This window comes from Corallococcus sp. AB038B, from assembly GCF_003668955.1.
GTDB lineage: Bacteria > Myxococcota > Myxococcia > Myxococcales > Myxococcaceae > Corallococcus > Corallococcus exiguus.
Genome location: NZ_RAWO01000001.1, coordinates 913,450 through 933,469, shown reverse-complemented (window position 1 = coordinate 933,469; position 20,020 = coordinate 913,450). Strand labels below are relative to the sequence as shown.

At 70.4% G+C, this 20,020-nt stretch carries 13 protein-coding genes; 6 read left to right on the top strand and 7 right to left on the bottom strand.

From position 1 onward, the window contains the following. The first annotated feature begins 154 nt into the window (after positions 1 to 154). Together D7Y04_RS03970 and D7Y04_RS03965 are read left to right on the top strand one after the other, a co-directional pair. On the top strand, positions 155 to 3,358 hold the full coding sequence (locus tag D7Y04_RS03970; RefSeq protein WP_121758361.1) for a TonB-dependent receptor: 3,204 nt from the start codon (positions 155 to 157) through the stop codon (positions 3,356 to 3,358). A gap of 40 nt (positions 3,359 to 3,398) precedes the next feature. Then, positions 3,399 to 4,151: a hypothetical protein gene (locus tag D7Y04_RS03965; protein ID WP_233601264.1), complete on the top strand. Its 753-nt coding sequence runs from the start codon at positions 3,399 to 3,401 to the stop codon at positions 4,149 to 4,151. Here D7Y04_RS03965 and D7Y04_RS03960 read toward each other — a convergent pair. After that, positions 4,123 to 4,836 carry an HAD family phosphatase gene (locus D7Y04_RS03960; protein ID WP_120577663.1) on the bottom strand — a complete coding sequence of 238 codons (714 nt, stop codon included), beginning with the start codon at positions 4,834 to 4,836 and terminating at the stop codon, positions 4,123 to 4,125. The two genes, D7Y04_RS03965 and D7Y04_RS03960, sit on opposite strands and share 29 nt — an antisense overlap. 212 nt (positions 4,837 to 5,048) lie before the next feature. On the opposite strand from D7Y04_RS03960, the gene D7Y04_RS03955 reads away from it, so the two are divergent. From D7Y04_RS03955 to D7Y04_RS03940, 4 genes are all read left to right on the top strand, one after another. Next, entirely contained in the window at positions 5,049 to 6,692 is a 1,644-nt protein-coding gene (locus D7Y04_RS03955) for a sigma 54-interacting transcriptional regulator (protein WP_121758359.1), read from the top strand. Positions 6,693 to 6,710: 18 nt separating this feature from the next. Then, on the top strand, positions 6,711 to 7,082 hold the full coding sequence (locus D7Y04_RS03950; protein ID WP_233601263.1) for a hypothetical protein: 372 nt from the start codon (positions 6,711 to 6,713) through the stop codon (positions 7,080 to 7,082). Positions 7,083 to 7,223: 141 nt separating this feature from the next. Further along, complete coding sequence (locus D7Y04_RS03945) at positions 7,224 to 7,601, top strand: hypothetical protein (protein ID WP_233601262.1); 378 nt, start codon at positions 7,224 to 7,226, stop codon at positions 7,599 to 7,601. Positions 7,602 to 7,747: 146 nt separating this feature from the next. Further along, on the top strand, positions 7,748 to 8,098 hold the full coding sequence (locus D7Y04_RS03940; RefSeq protein ID WP_147477033.1) for a hypothetical protein: 351 nt from the start codon (positions 7,748 to 7,750) through the stop codon (positions 8,096 to 8,098). Positions 8,099 to 8,103: 5 nt separating this feature from the next. Here the strand turns inward: D7Y04_RS03940 and D7Y04_RS03935 are convergent, their stop codons facing one another. The 6 genes from D7Y04_RS03935 to D7Y04_RS03910 all read right to left on the bottom strand — a co-directional run bounded on the left by D7Y04_RS03935 (position 8,104) and on the right by D7Y04_RS03910 (position 19,717). Beyond that, complete coding sequence (locus tag D7Y04_RS03935) at positions 8,104 to 11,646, bottom strand: serine/threonine-protein kinase (RefSeq protein WP_121759266.1); 3,543 nt, start codon at positions 11,644 to 11,646, stop codon at positions 8,104 to 8,106. 122 nt (positions 11,647 to 11,768) lie between these two features. After that, positions 11,769 to 14,957 (bottom strand): DUF4215 domain-containing protein, encoded by a 3,189-nt coding sequence (locus tag D7Y04_RS03930; RefSeq protein ID WP_121758356.1) that lies wholly within the window; start codon positions 14,955 to 14,957, stop codon positions 11,769 to 11,771. A 60-nt stretch (positions 14,958 to 15,017) separates the two neighbouring features. After that, the gene (locus D7Y04_RS03925) at positions 15,018 to 16,787 is read right to left on the bottom strand and encodes an OmpA family protein (protein ID WP_120593195.1); all 1,770 of its coding nucleotides are present in this window, start codon (positions 16,785 to 16,787) and stop codon (positions 15,018 to 15,020) included. Positions 16,788 to 17,007: 220 nt separating this feature from the next. Next, positions 17,008 to 17,424 (bottom strand): nucleoside diphosphate kinase regulator, encoded by a 417-nt coding sequence (gene rnk / locus D7Y04_RS03920; RefSeq protein WP_120593194.1) that lies wholly within the window; start codon positions 17,422 to 17,424, stop codon positions 17,008 to 17,010. A 362-nt stretch (positions 17,425 to 17,786) separates the two neighbouring features. Continuing rightward, a complete protein-coding gene (locus D7Y04_RS03915; protein WP_121758355.1) occupies positions 17,787 to 18,371 on the bottom strand; it encodes an imm11 family protein in 585 nt (194 codons plus the stop codon). A 17-nt stretch (positions 18,372 to 18,388) separates the two neighbouring features. Further along, positions 18,389 to 19,717 (bottom strand): AHH domain-containing protein, encoded by a 1,329-nt coding sequence (locus tag D7Y04_RS03910; protein WP_121758354.1) that lies wholly within the window; start codon positions 19,715 to 19,717, stop codon positions 18,389 to 18,391. Positions 19,718 to 20,020: the final 303 nt, after the last annotated feature.

Below are 20,020 nucleotides of genomic sequence, written 5' to 3'. Positions count from 1 at the left end.
ACCACGGCTCCTCCTCCCCTCCGTGCGGACACTGTCCGCTGACGCAGCGGGCCAGCCGTTTTCCGCTCTGGCGGCAAAGTCTTTTTGATTTGGGCTGGTGGATTTCTCACGTTTTGCGACAGAGTTCGCCGCCTTCGCCGGGAGGGGCGCAGCCGTGTCCAGACGAATCCGTTTCATCCGTGGGCTGTGGCTCATGGTCGTGTTGTGGGGAGCCGGGGCCTGGGCCCAGGGCAACTCGGTCATCACCGGGACCCTGACGAACGCGCTCGATAAGAAAGCGCTGGTGGATGTCGTGGTCACCGCCACCTCGCCCCAGCTGCAGGGCGAGCGCACCGTGCTCTCCGACAAGAGCGGCCTGTACCGCATCCCCCAGCTTCCGCCGGGCACGTACACGTTGCGCTTCGAGGCCCAGGGCTATCAGCCCTATGCCCGCGACGGCATCCTGCTGCGCATCGACCGCACCATCCGCTTCAACGCGGAGCTGGCTCCGGACTCCCTGAGCTCCGACATCGAGGTCGTCGGCTCTCCGCCGACCCTGGACGTGGGCTCCAGCGCCGCGGGCGTCACCGTGGACCAGGACTTCATCCGCAACATCGCCGTCATCCGCCCCGGCACCAAGGGCTCCGCGTCCCGCTCCTTTGAAGGCCTGGCCGAACTGGCCCCCGGCGCCACCGAGGACCGCTACGGCGTGAGCATCAGCGGCAGCTCCTCACCCGAGAGCCAGTACGTCGTGGACGGCCTGTCCGTGAACGACCCCGGCGTGGGCACGCTGGGCACTCCCCTGTCCGTGGAGTTCGTGAAAGAGGTCAACATCATCACCGGTGGCTACATGCCGGAGTACGGCCGCTCCACCGGCGGCGTGCTCAACGTCGTCACCAAGTCCGGCTCCAATGAGTTCCACGGCTCCGTCTTCGCCAACTACGCGCCCGGTGCGTTCCAGACGTCCGGCAAGGAGATATTGCGCGAAGGCAGCGTCATCTCCGCGCAGGGCAGCGCCCACAACCTGGGCGACTTCGGCTTCGACCTGGGCGGCCCCCTGCTCAAGGACAAGCTCTGGTTCTACGTGGGCGTCGCGCCGTCCTTCAATCGCATCCAGGTGGACCGCCAGCTCAGCAGCTACGAGCTGTGCTCGGAGGTGGACCTCGAGAACGGCTGCTCCGCCGTGGGCGCGCGCCGCAAGGACCCCACCACCGGCTTCTCCCAGGTGAACCCCATCGAAGGCAGCCGCACCAGCCGCTTCGCCGACGAGCGCAGCGTGCAGTACCTGGGCAAGCTCACCTACAACTTCAACCCGGACCACAGCCTGTCCGTGTCCGCGTTCGGCACGCCGCGCTCCTCCGGCGGCAGCGGCAAGTACTCCTTCAGCGACGACGGCGAGCCGGAGGTGTGCACCAGCCTGTCGTGCACCGCCTTCGTGCAGGGCGCGTATGAAGCCATCGCCACCCGGCGCAGCAACAGCGCCATGGACATCGTCGCGAAGCAGGCGTCGTCCTTCTTCGACAAGAAGCTGCTCGTGGACGCGACGCTCGGCTGGCACCACCAGGCGGACTCCATCCTCCCGTCGGACGGCTCCGGCCTGGGCTCCGGCGAGGGTCTGTCCGCGAAGTCCAACATCGCCTGGCGCCGCACCCGCAACCCCGGGTTCCACACCATCAACGAGTTCGAGACGCTCCCGTACGCGGACGCCTGCGGCACCACGCCCGAGGAGCAGCGGCTGCGTTGCCCCGTGGCGGCCTACTCCACGGGCGGCCCCGGCACCATCAGCATCCAGCGGCTGGACCGCGTGCAGGGCAAGGTGATGGGCACCTACCTGCTGGAGGCCCTGGGCCACCACATCCTCAAGGCGGGCGCGGACATCGAGCGGATGAGCTTCTACAACAAGCGCGCGCGCACCGGCCTCACGCCCTGGCAGGAGTGCACCGGCGGCGACTGCTTCTTCAGCCTCAACCAGTACGGCTACCTGCAGGGCCCGGACATCCCGGTGTTCCTGCCCAACAAGGAAGGCACCTCCACGTCCACCACCGTGGGCGGCTTCCTCCAGGACAGCTGGTCCGTCATGGACAAGGTCACCGTCAACGTGGGCCTGCGCTACGACGTGCAGACCATCTACGGCCTGGACGGTGAGGTGGGCCTGCACCTGCCCAACCAGTGGTCCCCGCGCCTGGGCGTCATCTACGACCCGACGCAGAGCGGCCGCGCCAAGCTCTTCGCCAACTACGCGCGCTTCTTCGAGAACGTCCCCCTGGACATGGCGGACCTGTCCTTCCCGCAGCAGCAACTGCTGTCCGCCACCTACGACTCGCCCCCGTGCGTTCCCTCCCGTGAGGATTCGCTGCTCGGGGACTGCACCCAGAACGTCAACCGCCAGCCCATTGGCAACCGCGAGAGCCCCAACCAGCTGTGGGACGCGCAGGGCGGCGACCGCGTGCCGGTGGATCCCCAGATTCGCGCCCAGTCCGCGGACGAGTTCGTGCTGGGCGGTGAGTACGAGCTCTTCACCGCGAGCCGCCTGGGCGCCACGTACACCCGGCGCTACCTCAATGACGTCATCGAGGACATGAGCCGCGACGACGGCAGCACCTTCTTCCTGGGCAACCCGGGCAAGGGCTACTCCACGGACTTCCCGCTGGCCCGGCGCGAGTACGACGCGGTCAACCTCTACTTCCAGCGCGCCTTCACCAACGGGTGGCTGGCCCAGGGCAGCTACACCTGGTCCACCCTGCGCGGGAACTACTCCGGCCTGTTCCGCGCGGACACCGGCCAGCTGTCCCCCAACCTCACGCGCGACTTCGACCTGGTGTCGCTCACCGTCAACCGCGAGGGCCAGCTGCCCGGGGACCGCACGCATTCCTTCAAGGTGTTCGCCGCGAAGGAGCTGGTGCTGGGGCCGAGCACCAGCATCAACGTGGGCGGCAACTACCGGGCGCGCTCCGGCACGCCGCTCAACTACCTGGGCGCGCACCCGCGCCGCAGCGGTTCGGAGACGTTCATCCTGCCGCGCGGCAGCGCGGGCCGGCTGCCCTGGGTGCACGGCGTGGACGGGCACGTGGGCCTCAACCAGCGGCTGGTGAAGGACTACGTCCTCACGGTGTCCCTGGACGTGTTCAACCTCTTCAACTTCCAGCAGTACACGGACGTGGACCAGACCTTCACCACCACGCGCGTGTACGCCATCGAGCAGGGCGGCAAGCCGGACGACCTCACCGCCTGCCTCACCAACGGCAACCCCAACTGCAAGGTCATCTCCACCGCCACGAACCAGCCCATTGGCGAGGCGGACATCAACCCCAACTTCAAGCGGCCCACCGCCTACCAGGCTCCGCGCTCCATCCGCCTGGGCGCGAAGCTCAGCTTCTAGGTCTTGAGCCATGAGGACTCCCGCGATGAAGTTTCGTTGGATGGCAGTGAGTGCAGGGCTCGCGGCGGCGGCCGTCGCCGTGGGTGCGTGCGGCAGCGAACCGGAGCCCGAGTGCGTCGTGGCTCGCGCCGTGTCGGACGGCTCCACCGGCTCGTTCGCCGCGTCGTACCAGCTCAAGCCCGGGCAGAACCCGGACCTGGTCTGCGCGCAGCTGAAGCCGGAGCCGCTGGGGCTGCAGAAGTTCTTCAGCCCGGACCCGGCCGCGCCCGACACCGTGGGCGTGCGCAGCGCGCGGCTGGGCAAGTTGCTGGAGGACTTCGCGTCCCGGCTGTCGGAGGACTCGAAGGCGACCGCGACCGCGGTGGGCCCCTTCGCTTCCGTGACGCCGGGGGCGGACCACTTCTGCTCGGTGCCGGATTTGACGCCCACGCGGCTGGAGGTGTCCGCATCCACGGCGCCTGACGGCGGCCCGCTGCCCGCGCAGGACTTCGGCTACGCGTGGAGCAACCTGCGCATCTACAACACGCCAGAGATTCCGGGCACGCAGTTCACCGCGGACCTCGTCTACTCGGAGAACGGCTGCAGCGCCGAGTACACCGTGAAGGGCATCTGGCCGGTGGTGAAGTGCCAGAACAGCGCCACGAAGCTGGCGGACGACGCGCTGTGCGACCCGTACGCGGACTACGACGCGGGCCGGCTGCGCGGCTCCGGCATCAACCCGCTGTTCCCCGTGAAGTGCGACCCGGACGCGCTCATCTGCGTGCTCACGGGTGAGGTGCCGTCGGCGCCGTGAAGCCGTGACTTCCGGGACGCAGCGCCTGCGGCAGGTCCCGGAAGTCCTTCACCAGCCAGTCCGGCCGCTCGCGCACCAGGACCTCGCGCGGGAACGACGTGGCGACGGCGACACACGCCGCGCCCGCGGCCCGCGCGGCCCTCAGCCCCGCCACCGCGTCCTCGAACACCACGCACGCGTGCGGCGGGACGCCCAGCGCGGCGGAGGCCTTGAGGTACACCTCGGGATCCGGCTTGCCCCGCGACACGTCCGTGGACGTCACGCGCACGGGGAACAGGTGCTCCAGCCCCACTCGCTCCAGGGCCCGCTCCGCGTTCTGGGCCAGGGCGCTCGTGCCCAGGGCCCAGGGCACGCCCGCCCGCTTCAAGGACATCAGGTAGGCGCCCACGCCGGGGACGGGGGACACCGGCTCGTGGTCGAGCAGCCGGTGGAAGGCCCGCTCCCGGTCGTCCGTGAGCACGGCCACCTGCTCGTCATCCAACTCCGCGCCGAACCACGCGCGCAGCGTCTCCCCGGCCCGCAGGCCGTTGGTGGCGAGCAGTTGCTCGCGCGTGGGCACGTAGCCCCGCTCGCGAGCGAACTCGTCCCAGACGCGGTAGTGCAGTTCGGTCGTGTCGATGACGACGCCGTCCAGGTCGAAGAGGACGGCACCGAAGACAGGGATGTTCGAGTTCGATGGAGTCATGAAGGTCGCGCTCCCTCTCGAAGAACCACACGGCACGCACCACAAACCTATTCATCGGATGGGACGCGGGCGTGGCTTCCGCCCCTACCGCCCGTGCCCACCTTGCGAGCAGCCGTGGGGACGGCTCCCCGACGGAGTGGGTAGGAGCGCGAAGGAACGCCGCCTGCCAGGCCCCGGGGCAGCCAGCCCGTTGTAGGCTGCCTGGGAGGTCCATGCCGCCCAAGAACCCCACGAATTTCTCCACCACCGCCGTCCGCACCCAGGGCACGCCCTCCCAGGCCGCCCAGGTGATGCCGGCGTTGACGCTCATTGGCCATGCCCAGCCCCAGCGCATCGGGGAGCGGCTGCTGCTGGACGGGTTGCTGTCCGGAGAGCGCGCGGTGGCCCTGTCCCGCAACGCACCGGACTTCAGCCGTCCGGGCGCGGTGCTGGCGCTGCCCCTGGGTGACCCCTTCCTCAGCCGGACACCCGTGCGCTTCGAGGCGGGGACAGACGGCAGCGTGCGGCTGCGGGTGCCGGAGGGCGGAACGCCGGTGTGGGTGGGCAGCGAGCCGGTGCGCGGCGGGCGGGAGTTCCCCGCGCAGGCGCTGGTGGCGGGCGTGCCGCTGGTGCTCGCCGGGCGCGTGGCGCTGCTGCTGCACCAGGCCACCGTGCGCGGCGCCAGTGCCCAGACGGAGCTGGCGGGGCTGGGCATGGTGGGCGACAGCGAGGGCGTCGTCCGCGTGCGCGAGGACGTGCTGCGCGTGGCCGACCTCCTGGTCCCCGTGCTGGTGCGGGGCGAGACGGGCACGGGCAAGGAGCTGGTGGCGAGAGCGCTCCACGCGCGGAGCCCGCGCCGCGCCGGGCCCTTCGTCAGCGTCAACCTGGGCGCCCTGGCCAAGGACCTCATCGCCGCGGAGCTGTTCGGCGCGGTGCGGGGTGCGTTCACCGGCGCCGCGCGCGACCGGGAGGGCTTCTTCCGCGCCGCCCACGGCGGCACGCTCTTCCTGGACGAGGTGGCGGAGGCGCCCCCGGAGGTCCAGGCGGCGCTGCTGCGCGTGCTGGAGACCCAGGAGGTCTATCCCGTGGGCGCGCAGACCCCGGTTCGCGTGGACGTGCGGCTCGTCACCGCCACGGACGCGGACCTGGAGGCGCACATCCGCGACGGCCACTTCAAGGCCCCGCTGCTGCACCGGCTGGCGGGCTTTGAAATCACCGTGCCCCCGCTGCGCGAGCGCCGCGAGGACATCGCGCCGCTGTTCCTTCACTTCGCGCGCCAGGAGCTGGAGTCCACGGGCGAGGCGGGGCGGCTGAGTTCCTCGGATGCGCGCGCGGAGCCGTGGCTGCCCGCGTCGCTCGCCGCGCGGCTGGTGCGCTCCGCGTGGCCCGGCAACGTGCGCCAGCTTCGCAACGTCGCGCGGCAGCTCGTGATTGGAAGCCGGGGACTGCCGGGGCTGCGCGTGGATGCGCGGCTGGAGCAGTCACTGGACGCCGACGCGCTCCCCATCCCCGGACAACCCCTGACCGAGCGGTCGCCCTCCCCTGCCTCGGAGGACACGCCCGCGCCTTCGGAGACGCGCGCACCCGCGCGGCGCAAACCGTCGGAGGTGAGCGAGCAGGAGGTGCTGGAGGCCCTGCGCGCCTGTGCGTGGGACTTGAAGGCCACGGCGGACTGGCTGGGCATCCCGCGCTCCTCCGTGTACGTGCTCATCGACAAGAGTTCGCTCCTGCGGACCGCGCGCGACCTGAGCCCGGAGGAGATCACCCGCTGCTTCCACGAATGCGAGGGCGACCTGGACCGCATGGTGCAGAAGCTGGAGGTCTCCCGCCGCGCGCTCCATCGCCGCGTGCGTGAGCTGGGATTGGACGCGAGCTGAGCTGGTACGGCGTCTGCAATGTCCACCCGCACCATGCCCACCAACACCATCACCATCGACGTCTCCACGACCCCTGTCAGCTACAGCCCCAGCCCCGATGTGAAGCACGGCGACAAGGTGGTCTTCACGTTGGGCAACGCGCTCAGCGCCACCGCCACCGTGACGTTCCCCGACGGCACCTGCCTCACCACGTCCGGCCCGTACACGCTCGGGGGCCCCACGATGGCGACCGCGCCCCTGACCGTCGCCCTGACGGCTGAGCGCGGGGTCTATTCCTTCGACGTGGACTTCAACAGCGGGCAGGAGTCCCTGGCCCGCAAGGGCCACGAGTGGGACCGGAAGAACGGCGGCATCGACGTGACGAGCGACCCGCCGGAGAAGCGCGCCTGACGGACGGACACGTCAGCTCCTGGACCGTGACGTGTCACTGACGCGTCCGGGAGCGTGCGTCCGCTGTCGCAGCCGTGAAACATCCGAGCCGTCATTCAAGACATGCATGTTGGTACGGGGGCTGCAATGCTGCGCGGACCTATGGCCAACATCACAGTCGACCTCTCCACGGTTCCCGTCACCTACAGCCCCGGTCCAGAAGCGAAACACGGTGACACGGTGGTCTTCTCACTGGGCAGCTACCCTCCGGGCGCGACCGCCACCATCACGTTCCCCCACGGGAACTGCCTCACCATTTCCGCCTCGAACCCGTACCCGTACGAGCTCGGAGGGACCCACGCGCTGGCGACCTCCCCGCTGACCGTCTCGATGACGGCGGTGAAGCGGATCTACGAATTCGACGCGACCATCGACGATGGGTCGAGCACCCGGAGCGAGGACAAGGTCCATCCGCTCAAGCTGGACAGGAAGAACGGCGGCATCGACGTGACCAGCGACCCGCCGGAGAAGCGCGCCTAACCGGCGGACACGTCAGCCCCGGACCGTGCCCTGTCATTGACGCGTCCGGGGCCCTGCCCCGTGTCGCGGCCGTGAAACATCCCAGCGGTGTTCACGGTCCGCGCACTGGAACAGGCGATGCAATGCAGTCCGGGCCTATGGCCCTCATGACAGTGACTCTCTCCCCCAAGGACATCACCTACGACCCGTCGCCGGAGGTGAAGCACGGCGACCTGGTGGTCTTCGTGATGGCGGGTTACGCGGCTGACGCCACCGCGATCGTGTCGTTCCACCACGATGATTGCTTCACCGCGCGGAGCCCGTTCAAGCTGACCAGCGACAACGCGGTGCCCGTGCCGTTGACCGTCGCCTCCCACGCGAAGCGCGGGATGCATCCCTTCCAGGTGCGCATCCACACGCACAGGGCCCAGGACGACAGCTCCATCGAGGGGCAATCGGACCGCAAGAACGGAGGCATCGATGTGACGAGCGATCCGCCGGCGGAGGTCCGCCGGTAGTCTCCTCAGGGCGTGGGTGCGTCGACCACGCTCTCCGGGGTCGGGGGTCCGGCACGAAGCGCTGCCAGGCCGGCCCTCACCTCGCGCGCGTGATTCCACCGGGGACGGGCCGACACCACCGCATCGGCCAGCGCCAGTCCTCGCGTCAGCCCGGCCGTCGCGTCCTGCCCTTCACGGATGCGCCACCGCGCCCATGCGCCGTGGAGCTCCGCCGCCGCGAGCCGGTACTCCAGCCTGGGGTCGAGCTTCAGCGCCTCCTCGAAGGCCTCCGCCGCGCGCGTGAACTCGCCGTCCGCCGCCCCGTGGCCCCGCGCCATCCAACGCGCACGGACGCCGGAAGCCTCCGCCAGGTAGCGCCAGGCATTGCCCAGGCGCGGGTTCTGCTCGCGGGCCCGGTTCAGCGCCGTCTCCGCCTTCGTCAGCTCCGCCGCCGGATTTCCCGCCTGTGACAGCGTCCACGCCGCGTGGCGCACCCAGGCCTTGCCCAGGTTCGCCAGCAGGTCCGCGTCGTCCGGCAGCCGCTTCAGCGCCTCCGAGTAGTCGTCCACCGCGGCGCGCAGCGCGACGCTCGGGTCCTCGCCCTTCGCGAGCTGGAGCTCCGCGCGGAAGACCTCCCATTCGCCCAGGTTGTTGAAGGCGAAGCCCTGCGTGGGCGCCAGGGCGCGGGCCTTCTCGAAGGACGCCTTCGCCTCGTCGAGCAGGGCCTTCGTGTCGCCGCCCTCCTCCGCGCGCAGCTCCGCCTGCCAGAACACCGCGGAGCCCAGCGCGTTGTGGAGCGCGGGCTGCTTCGCGTTGAGCGCCAGCCCCTGCCGGTACAGCGTCAGGGCGCGCTCCAGGTCCACGCTCACGTCCTCGCCCTTCAGGTAGCGGGCTCGTGCGAGCTGCTCCGCCACCTCCGCGCCGTTGAAGCACGCGCTGAAGTTGTCCGGGTTGAGGGACAGGGCCCGCGTGAGCGCGCTGTTCGCGAGGCGCAGGTCGCCCATCGCATCCGGCGCGTTCAGGGCGTCCGCCCGCTTGCGATACGCGACGCCCAGGTTGATCCACGAGAACGGCTGCTGCTCGCTCAGCTGGAGCGCCGCCTGGTACTCGGAGATGGCCTTGTCCAACAGCGGCAGCGGGTCTCCGCCGCGCTCGGCCTCCGCGTCCGCCTGCCCCTGCCACGCGAGCCCCAGGTTGGCGTGGAACGCATAGTCGCGGTCCTCCGGGCGCAGCTGTTCGAAGGAGGCAATCGCGAGCTTCAGCTGTCCGCGCGGATCCTCCCCGCGCAGCTGCTCGTAGCGCGCCCACTGGCGATGCGTCAGGGCCCGCTCCAGCGGGATGCGTTCGCTCGGCGTGGCCACGGCCTCCGCGGTGCGCAGCGCGGCCAGGGACTTCTCCAGCAGCACCTCCACGCCCTCCCCGCCCTGGTTCGTGCGCTGCTCCGCGAGCCGGCGGTGGAAGCGCGACACCAGCACCAGCGAGCGGGCGTGGTCCGGCGCGGCGGCGAGCGCGCGCGACAGCGCCTCCAGGCCCCGCTCGTAGTGCGGCAGGATGTTTCCCTCGCCGTACAGCTCCATCACCAGCGCGGCCAGCTCCAACCGCCCCAGCACCGAGTGCACCACGGGCTGGCTCTCCGCCGTGGCGACGGCAGCGGCATAGGCCTCGCGGCTCAGCGCCAGGTCCGCCTGCGAACCCGGGCGGTCCCCGCCGTTCCAGCGCCGCGTGGCACGCGCGAGCAGGATGTCGCCGCGCAACAACGGCGCCTCGTAGAACCACGGCGACTGCGTGCCCGGCGCGTCCAGCAGCGCCAGCGCGTCCTCCGGCCGGTCCTCGTAGAAGGCGAACAGGGCCTTCACGAACGACGGCGGCGCGGGCACGTCCGGCCCCTCCGCCTGGCGCAGGTACGCGAGCGCCGGATCGCGGTAGCGCCCGTTCAGCTCCTTGAGCCGGGCCTCGCGCTGCGCGGGGGCTCGGCGCTCCACGTCCAGTAGCAACTGCTCGCGGTACAGGTGGCCCAGCGTCTGCGCCAGCGCCCACGCCACGCGGGGCTCGCGGAAGCCGTGCGCCCACGCGGACTCCAGCTTCGCGCGCGCGCCGTCCAGGTCATCCAGCGCGAACAGGGCGCGGCCCAGCGCGTACTCACCGGGGCCCACCGCCTGCTCGCCCGCGCGGGAAATCTCCTGCTCCAGCGCGGCCATGCTCGCGCGCAGCGCCTCGCGGTCCTTGCGCGTGTCGTGCAGGCGCGACAGGGCGGAGTAGCGCGCCGAGGACTCGATGCGCTCCACGCGCTCGGTGAAGGCGCGGGCCAGCCGCTCGCGTTCGGCCACCTCTCCGCGCGCGAGCTGCGCCTGCGTGAGCGCACCGGCCACCACCGCCACCACCGTGCCGCCCAGCGCCAGCGCCGCGCGGTGCTTGCGGACCTTCTTGCCCAGCCAGTAGCGCGCGCCGTGGCGGGCCCGCACCGGCTCGCCGGACAGGAAGCGCTCCAGGTCGTCCGTGAAGGCGCGCACGGAGTCGTAGCGGAGCGGCCGCTCCTTCTCCAGGCACTTGAGGACCACGGCCTCCAGGTCCTCCGGGATGTCCGGCTCCAGCGCGCGCGGACGCGGAGGCGGCTCCGTCTGGAGCTTCGCGAGCACCTCCTTCTCCGTCCCGCCGGTGAAGGGAGGCTGCCCGGTGAGCAGCGCATATAATGTAGCGCCCAGCGCGTAGACGTCCGCGCGGCGGTCCAGGCGGTGGCCCTCTCCGCGGGCCTGCTCGGGCGGCATGTAGTGCGGCGTGCCCAGCACCGCATTCGGGGTGGTGCTGTCCTCGCGCCAGTCCCGCGCCAGGCCGAAGTCCATCACGAACGGGTTGAAGCCTCCGTCCTCCGTGCGCTCCACCAGGATGTTGCCGGGCTTCAGGTCGCGGTGGACCAGCCCCACGCGGTGCGCGGCGTGCACACCCTCCGCGGCCTGGCACAACACCCAGACGCGCTGCTCCAGCGTGAGCGAGTTGGAGAGCTGCCCCAGCGACGGGCCCTCCACGTAGCGCATGGCGATGAAGGCGTGCCCGCGCACCTCGCCCACTTCGTAGACCTCGCACACGCGCTCGTGGCGCACGCGGGCCTGGGCGCGGGCCTCGGACAGGAAGCGGCGGGCCAGCTCCGGGTCTCCGTCGCGCACGAACTTGAGGGCCACGTTGCGGCGCAGGAGCGGGTCATAGGCCAGGAACACCTGCCCCATGCCGCCCTGCCCCAGGAAGCGCACGGGCTCGTAGCGGTCCCAGCCGGGCACCGGGAACGAAGGCACGCCATGCACGGCCAGCGAGGACGGAATCGCCGTGCCCAGCGTGGCGGCCTCCTGGATGGGCGCTTCACCCCGGTCCGTGACGCCGCGAGCCAGGTCCTGCCTCAAGAGGTCCAGGGTGTCCTCCGTCAGCCGGCCCCGCTCCTTCAACAGCTCCAGGGGCCCGCGGTGCAGGCGAAGGGCCTCCTCGCGCAGGGCCGCCGCCTCCTCGGAGGACAGCAACCCCTCGTCCAGCGCGAGCAGGACCTCCTCCTCGTAAGACGCTTGATGACCTGCCCCGGGCACGGACGAAGCATACGGGGAAGGCAGGGGGACGCGGGAGCGCCGCCGGAAGGGCGCCATGAGAGGGAGCGAGGGGGCGCTCCCGGGAAGGGGGTAGGCCCTCCCCTCCGGCGGGCTCCGCGAGGCTATGCGGCGCGGCGCTGACGGCGGCGCAGCCCCGGCACTCCCATCAGGCCCAGGAGGGCCAGCCAGGAGGCATCCGGCGCGGTGCTGCACCCGCCGCCCGCGAAGGCGCGCGTGTTCACCACCGTCCAGGTGTACTCCGCCGGGGTCGCATCCGTGTTGCCGCTGCCGTCCACCGCGCGGACGCGCAGGACGTGGTCCCCGCTGCCGACGGTGTAGCTGTCGCGGCACGGCCCCCAGGAGCCACCGTCGAGGCTGCACTCGAACGTGGAGCCCACTTCCGTGGAGGCGTACTCGAAGTCCGCTGTGCGGTCGGAGGTGGTCGGCGCCGGGCCCTTCACGATGGACGTGTCCGGGGCCTGGTTATCCAGCACCACGCTGTCCACCACGAAGGGGACGGTGGCGGACGGAGGGCTGGTGATGCCCGCGGGCGACTCGGCCGTGGCCGTCACGCTGTGCGGGCCATCCGTCAGCGGCGTCGTGGGCACGCAGCTCCACTTGCCGGCCGCGTCCACGGTGGCGGTACAGATGACAGTGGTGCCTTCACGCACCGTCACCAGCGCGCCGGGCTCGCCGGTGCCGGTGATGGCGGGCGTGCCGGTGGTCACCGTGGTGTTCGCCTCGGGGCCAGTGATGACCGGAGCCGGGACCTCCGTGTCCACGATGAAGGGGACGGCGGTGGACGGGGGGCTGGTGGTGCTCGTGGACGTCTCGGCCGTGGCCGTCACGTTGTGCGGGCCATCCACCAGCGGCGTCGTGGGCGTGCAGGTCCAGTTGCCGGCCGCGTCCGCGGTGGCGGTGCAGACCACGGTGCCGCCCTCACGCACCGTCACCTGCGCGTTGGGCACGCTGGTGCCGGTGATGGGGGGCGTGCCGGTGGTCACCGTGGAGTTCGCCGTGGGGCCGGTGATGACCGGGGCCGGCGTCACGGGCTGGGGCTCCTGCGCCACGCACAACTGGGTGGACAGGTCGCAGTACGCCTCGCAGACGTTGGACGCGTTGCACGCCTGGCCCACCTCCAGCAGGCAGCGCGGCGAGCAGGTGTCTCCGCCCACCAGGTTGCCGTCGTCGCACACCTCGGCGCCCGCGCGGATGCCGTCGCCGCAGGTGGTGCCGCAGGCGCTGGGCGCGCCGTTGCAGCTGTAGCCCGGCTCCACGGCGCAGGTGGCGTTGCAGCCGTCGCCGCTGGCGGCGTTGCCGTCGTCGCACGACTCGCCCACGTCCACCGTGCCGTTGCCGCAGGTGTTGAAGCACACGTTGCCAGGGGCGGGGCAGCTCCAGCCCGGCTCCACTGCGCAGGTGGCGTTGCAGCCATCGCCCGCCGTGGCATTGCCGTCGTCGCACGCCTCGGAGCCCGCGCGGATGCCGTCGCCGCAGAGGGTGGTGCAGGTGCTGGGCTGACCCGAGCAGCTGTAACCCGTCTCCACGCGGCAGCCATTGGAGCAGCCGTCGCCGGACGCCTGGTCCGCGTCGTCGCAGGTCTCGTTCGGATCCAGGGCGCCGTTGCCGCACGACTGGACGCACACGGAGGGACCGTTGGCCGGCGTGGAGCAGGCATAGCCGCCCTCCACGCGGCACTCGGTGGCGCAGCCGTCACCGGACGCGAGGTTGCCGTCGTCGCACTGCTCACCCGGGTCCATGTTGCCGTTGCCGCACGTCTTCGCGCAGGGCTGGCCCGGCGTGGCGCAGGCATAGCCCAGCTCCAGGGTGCAGGCGTTGGAGCAGCCGTCGTTCAGGTTCGTGTTGCCGTCGTCGCACAGCTCACCGGCGTTGAGCACGCCGTTGCCGCACAGCGGGGCGCAGACGGACGGGGTGCCGTTGCAGGAGTAGCCCGTCTCGATGCGGCACGCCGCGGAGCAGCCGTCGGAGCTGAACACGTTGCCGTCGTCGCACTGCTCACCCGCGTTGATGGCGCCGTTGCCGCAGGTGGCCGCGCAAACCTGGCCCGGCGTGGGGCAGGCGTAACCGTCTTCCACGCGGCAGCTGGCGTTGCAGCCGTCGTTGGCGGTGGTGTTGCCGTCGTCGCACTGCTCACCGGGGTTCAGGTTGCCGTTGCCGCACGTCTTGGCGCAGGTGCTGGGCGCGCCGGCGCAGCCATAGCCGGACTCGATGCCACAGGTGGCGTTGCAGCCGTCGCCCGCCGTGGTGTTGCCGTCGTCGCACTCCTCGCGCGGGGAGACGGCGCCGTCACCGCAGCGGTCGTCGTAGGCGTCCACGAAGAGGTAGCGGAAGGCGTTCGGCGGGCTGGCCTCGTTCTCGTTGCACAGCTCGATGCGGTTGAGGCCCGCGTGCCAGGCCGCGTTGGTGCCGAACTCACGGAAGATGTTCTTCTGCCAGGGCTGGCCGGGCGGGTCGTTCACGGTGACGGGCGAGATGGCCACGCCGTTCACCTTCGCGCCGTCGAACTGGTTGTCATTGAAGGTGGCCAGGCGCAGGCGGAACTGCGCGATGTTGGTCGTCGAGGGGATGAGGAAGTCCTGGTACACGCACGTCTGCAGGCCCTGGGGCGCCATGAAGCGCGCGGTCTGCATCTCCAGCGGCCAGTCGTTCGCGTTGCGCACGCCGGTGTCCGCGCCGGTGGTGGTGCCGGAGTAGAACCAGTGCGTATCCACCGCGCCCGTGGGCAGGCGGCGGTTCTGCGCGTCCACGCCGGTGTTGAACACCGCCACGCCCGCCCTCACGCAGCGGCTGGGGCTGCCCGCGCAGGCGAAGCCGGGCTCCACTTCGCACTGGCGGCTGCAGCCGTCGCCCTCGAAGCGGTTGCCGTCGTCGCAGATCTCCTGCGCGTAGGACGGGTACTGGCGGTTGTCGAACGCGCCGTTGCCACACAGCGACAAATCACACGTGGCCGAACAGCCGTTGCTGCCGCTGACGGTGTCGCCGTCGTCGCACAGCTCGCCGGTGTTCACCACGTTGTTGCCGCACAGGCTCGCCAACGAGCACGCGTTGCCGGGCACGTTGCACAGGTAGCCCGCCTCCACGGTGCCGGTGGACGAACAGCCGTCCCCGCTCACCGTGTTGCCGTCGTCACACTGCTCGCCGGGCTGGAGCCGGCCGTCACCCACGAGCGAGGACGACTGGCTCGTGAGCACGGGTTCGGAGGCAGCGGGCCGCGGCGTGGCCGACTCGCAGCCCGCGAGGAGGAACAGCGAACACAGGGCCAGCGCGTGGAAGCCCGCGCTCAGGGCCATCCGGGGTGAATCTCCCCGGACAAGGGTATGCATCAGGGTCTTGAGCATGAACGGTCTGCCTTACTTCTGAAGGGTGTCGGGGGAAGAGGAGGAGGCCGGCGTCGTCTGCACGCCCTCGGCCTCTCCGACGATCTTGAACTCGACGCGGCGGTTCTTCGCGCGGCCGTCCGCCTTCGCGTTGTCCGCGATGGGCTGCGTGGGCCCGAAGCCCTGCGCCACCAACCGCTCACGCTGCACGCCCTTGCTCACGAGGTAGTCCACCACCGCCTCGGCGCGCTTCTGGGACAGCTCCAGGTTGTAGGAGGCCTTGCCGGTGTTGTCGGTGTGGCCTTCCACGCGCACCTTCTCGATGTCCGGATGGGACACGAGGATGGACGCGACCTTGTCGAGCACCGCGTTGCTGCGCTTCTGGATGACGGCCTTGTTGTTCTCGAAGAACACGGCCTCCATGATGCGGATGCTGCCGGAGTCGATGCGCGCGACGGGCGCCTCCTTGCAGCCGCCGTTGGCCTCGGTGCCGGGCTCGTCGGGGCAGTTGTCCAGGCGGTCCACGATGCCGTCGCCGTCACGGTCGGGCTCCACGTCCGGGCAGCCGTCCTTGTCCTTGTAGCCGTTGAACGTCTCCGGCTCCTTCGGGCACTGGTCCTTGGAGTCCACGATGCCGTCCCCGTCGGAGTCAGGGTCGTCCGGGCAGCCGTCCTCGTCCTCGAAGCCGTTCTTGTTCTCCGCCTGCGTGGGGCACTTGTCCGCCAGGTTGAGGATGCCGTCCTGGTCGTCGTCCTTGTCCGGGCAGCCCTGGAGCTGCGCCAGGCCGGCCGTCGTGGGGCACTGGTCGTCGCTGTTCTTCACGCCATCGCCGTCGGCATCCAGGTCGGGACACTCGGCGGCCACGTGGGGCTGGCCCGCGATACAGACGGGGCCCTTGGGCGCGGGAGGCGTGCCGAAGGACACACCGGCGAGCACGCGGAAGCGCGGCGTGCCGGGCGTCTGGCCAAAGCCCGGGCCGCCCATGACGTACACCTCGGTGCCGTCAGCGGTGGGGACGCGCAGGCCCAGGAGCGCTTCCATCGAGCTGGGCGAGTCCTGGGTGGGAATGGTGCCGCGCAGGATGACTTCTTCGCGCAGACCCCAGAGGGCGGCGGACAGGTTGACGCCGCCGTTCACCTCCACGCCCATCTCGTCGAGGTAGGGCTGCGTCTGCGGCGTCAGCGCGTACGTCTTCGTGCGCACGAGCGCGCCGACGTCCGCGCCCACGCGGAAGGTGCCGCCCAGCTGCTTGCCGGCGCCCAGGCGCGGGGAGAAGGTGAAGCCCTCGTCGCGGGTGAGGGCGGCCTTGCTGCCCAGGGGCAGGGCCGCGGCCAGGTGCAGACCCAGGTCCATCGGTCCGCCCCGGCTCTCGGAGAGGAAGCCCACGCGCGCCTGGACCCACGGCGTGCCGAGCGCGCTGGTGGTGGGACGGGACACGCCATTCGACGCGGTCTCCGGGCCCCACTGGGCGACGATGGGCACCTGCGCGCCCAATTCCAGCCAGTTCGTGAGGGAGTACGCCGCGGTGATGTGCGTCGTCACGCGGTTGGAGATGATGTCGGCCTGCCGCTCGTCGTTCTCTACCAGGACGAGGGGCCGGTTCTCGTAGTGCGCCGTCAACCCGATGCGGAACTGACCCGCGGGGAGCAGGTCACCGGTGGACAGCACGAGGCTGTCACGCATGGCGGGGTTGAGCTGCAGGCGCTCCAGTTCGATGCCCGGAATGGTGCTCTGGGCCTGGGCGCTGAAGGCGCAAAGGACGGCCAGTCCTCCGAGCCCCAGGTGATGCCTTCGTGCGAACAAGCGTTCCTCCACATGCACACGCGGACGCAAGAGCGTCGCGCGTCCCTTCGCCAGGCGAGGGGTACGCGGACGATTGCATGCCAGGGGCCAGGAGGTGTCAGGAAGACAACGTCCAGCAATCGCGCGGGGATGCGGCGGGGGCCGGCCTCCCCGGGGTGGGAATGACGCGTCAGCGAGGAACGCGGACACAGCGCTGACGCGTCATGGGAGGACGCGGGGCCTACAGGTGGAAGTGGCCGGCGGCCTCCGGCTGGTAGGGCACGGCGACGATGCGCAGGCGGCGGGTGCGGCCATGAGGGAGGGGCCACTCCACGGTCTGGCCTACGGACAGGCCCAGGAGGGCGCTGCCCACGGGGGCGAGGATGGAGATGCGGCCGGCGTCGCTGTTGGCGTCCTTGGGATAGACGAGCGTGACTTCGCGCGTCTCGCCGGCCTCTCCGTCTTCATAGACGACGGTGCTGTTCATGGTGACGACGTCGCGGGGAATGGTGCTGGAGGACGTGACGACGGCGCGGGCGAGCTCGGACTCCAGCTGCTCCACGAGCTCGGCGTTGCGGGCGTTGCCGTATTGCTCGACGACGCGCTCCAGGCGCTGCAGGTCGGTGTCGGTGACAATGAGGGAGTGGTCGTGGGTCATGGCGATTGCCTCCTGTGGGAAGGGGGATGGGGACGGCATGCACACCTGGAAAGGTGGGCGTGCGCGGCGCGAAGGTTCAGTGGGGGTGGAGCGGACGCCGTCCGTCGTGAGCTACGCGAGACGGGCGGCGTGGGTGACAAGCCAGGCGGTGGCTCGGCCGTGCGCGGGCAGCGTCCGGCGCACGGAAATCCGGCGCGGAGCACGCTGCAGGCAGGCTGTGAGCGAAACCGTCATCTGACGAGGAACCCGGGGGTGCGACTGCGGTGAAGTGCTGAATGTAGCCGTGTGCGCCCTGATTGCAACCGAGCCTCGGAAACAAGCGACCTGGCGGACAGTCGCCGTGATGCACGGAGGTACGGAAATCAGCGAAGCGGGGACACGTCCTTGAGCTGAACACCCGTGGCGCCAATCGATTCCAGCGCGAGCTTGATGTCCTCCGGGATGACGAGGACCACTTCCCAGTGCAGGGGCCGGAAGACCCTCGCGCTGCCGAGCCGTGTGGTGTCGATGCGCATGCCCCAGACGAAGATGTAGGTCCCTATTTTCTCCGCGAGCCCGTCATTGGGCGTCCAGTAGCGCACCTGCTCCGAAGCCACGTCGTCGATGCAGTTCACGCGGCGGATGGCGTTCAGGATGAAGAAGTCGTCGGACTGTCCCTCGATGTCCACGGGGAAGAGCTGGACGTCGTTCGGAGCCAGCCGCTCGAAGATCGCCGCCACCCGCGAGGTAACCACGGGGATGCTGCCCGACGCATGGGAGTAGTCGAGAGTCCTGCCTGGAATGTCGATGGGGATGCGCACGCGTCCCGCCCAGGAACTCGGCCTGCCCGTTCTAAACATCTGCCAGGGAGTCTTGAGTTCATGTCCCTGGGCATCTTGTGGATGCCCCAACTCCCAGCGCCCTTCCAGGTACACGTCGTCGCTGAGGTCGAAGTATCGCGAAGACATGGGTCGAACTCCTGGACTCACTCCGTGCGAGTCACCAGCTTGTTGAGGGGGCTCCCCTTCTGGAGGATTTCCTCCGCCAGGATACGCAGTGTGCGCGTCAGCGACTCCCGACACTGCGCAATGGTTTCGCAGCTCTCCGTGGCCAGTTCAAGCGCCCCATGGACACGCTCATGGTACTCGCGAGGATGCGGACCTCGGTGGCCCGGCACGTCGACCTGATTCGCCGGGTCGTCCAAGGACATCCCTGCTCGCCTGAAGATCTTCTGGTAGCGCGGTGTCCACGGGCCTCCATTCGCGGTGGACGTGCTGAACTTGTCGGAAGCGATGTGGTGCTTCGGCCCCGGCACGTCCACGGGACCGCCGGTCGCCACCACGCCCGGCGCCAGGGTGAGCAGGATGTCCCCCGTCGCGGACACGACCACGGACTCCACCTGCGCGACCGCGCCCAGCCGGAAGCCGCCCTCCGCCGCGGCCACGAGTGACGCCTGCGCCGAACCGGGCAGCGTGGGCACCTTCGCGGCAAGTGTCTCCGCCGTGCTGCCCAGCGCCGCCGTGGCCAGCATGACGAAGGCCCGCGCGGCGTTCTGGCCCATCACCTCGCCGTACTGCTCCCCCGCGTCCCGGAGCTCATCGAAGGTCGTGGCCTCCGCCACCGCTTCCGCGAGCCGCATCCATCCCTGGATGAGACTCCACACCGTGTCGACGCCCAGGTAGGCGATGAGCACCGCCGTCATCGTCGCCGCGACGCCCTTGGACACCGGCTCCGGCAACAGCCACAGGCCCAGATACAAGGCGCCGGTCGTGACGATCATGGAGAGCACCGCCCCGCGATCCGTCATGCCCCGCAGCGCGTCCTCCGTCTCGTCCCACACCGAGTCCAACGCGATGGAGAAGGCCAGCGTGCGCTTGCCGTCCTCGTCCAGCGTGGGCCCTCGCTCCAGCAGGTGGAGACAATCGCCAGTGAGCGCCTTGCGCTTGCACCATCGGCCATAGGCCGCCGCCAGCTCCGTCTCTGGAGCATCACTGAGCCGGAGGTGTCCGCGCCCAGGCTCCTGCACGGAGACGAGCCCCAGGTGTCCACGCACGTGGGCATAGGGACGTGACGGAAGCGACGCTGCCAGCAACCGGCGGGCCGCCTCCATGGGGTACGAGGAAACAGGCGCGGTGCGTGCAAGCCCCGCGACCGCGGAAACGAAGGCGTCTTCGTCCAGCGTCACGGGCCGGACGTCCCTTTTTGGCGTGTGGACACGGGTGGGTCCTCGGCCCGTACCGAGCCGCACGTTTCGGGACACCGCACAGCCGGTCCCCACCAGCAGCATCCACGCGATGACGGCTGCGTGCGTCATCCGGACAGTGACACTGGATCCGAGCGACCGGTGCGGTTTACCCGGGACGTGGGGCTGTGGCATGGGTGAAGAGAGTCTATCTGGAGCCTCTCCTTCGCCTTACTGATTGAGCCACACACAGCGGACGGCGCGGCTTCGGTCTCCGTCACCAGGGCCCAGCCCTCGCGTGGCAGGCCAATACCCTCCCCCGCCCACAAGGCGGCGCTGCCACGGGAGAGGATGAAGATGCGGCCCGAGTGGCTGTTAGCGTCCTTGGATAGACGAGCGTCACCCCGCGCGTCTTACCTCCGCATACGAAGACCC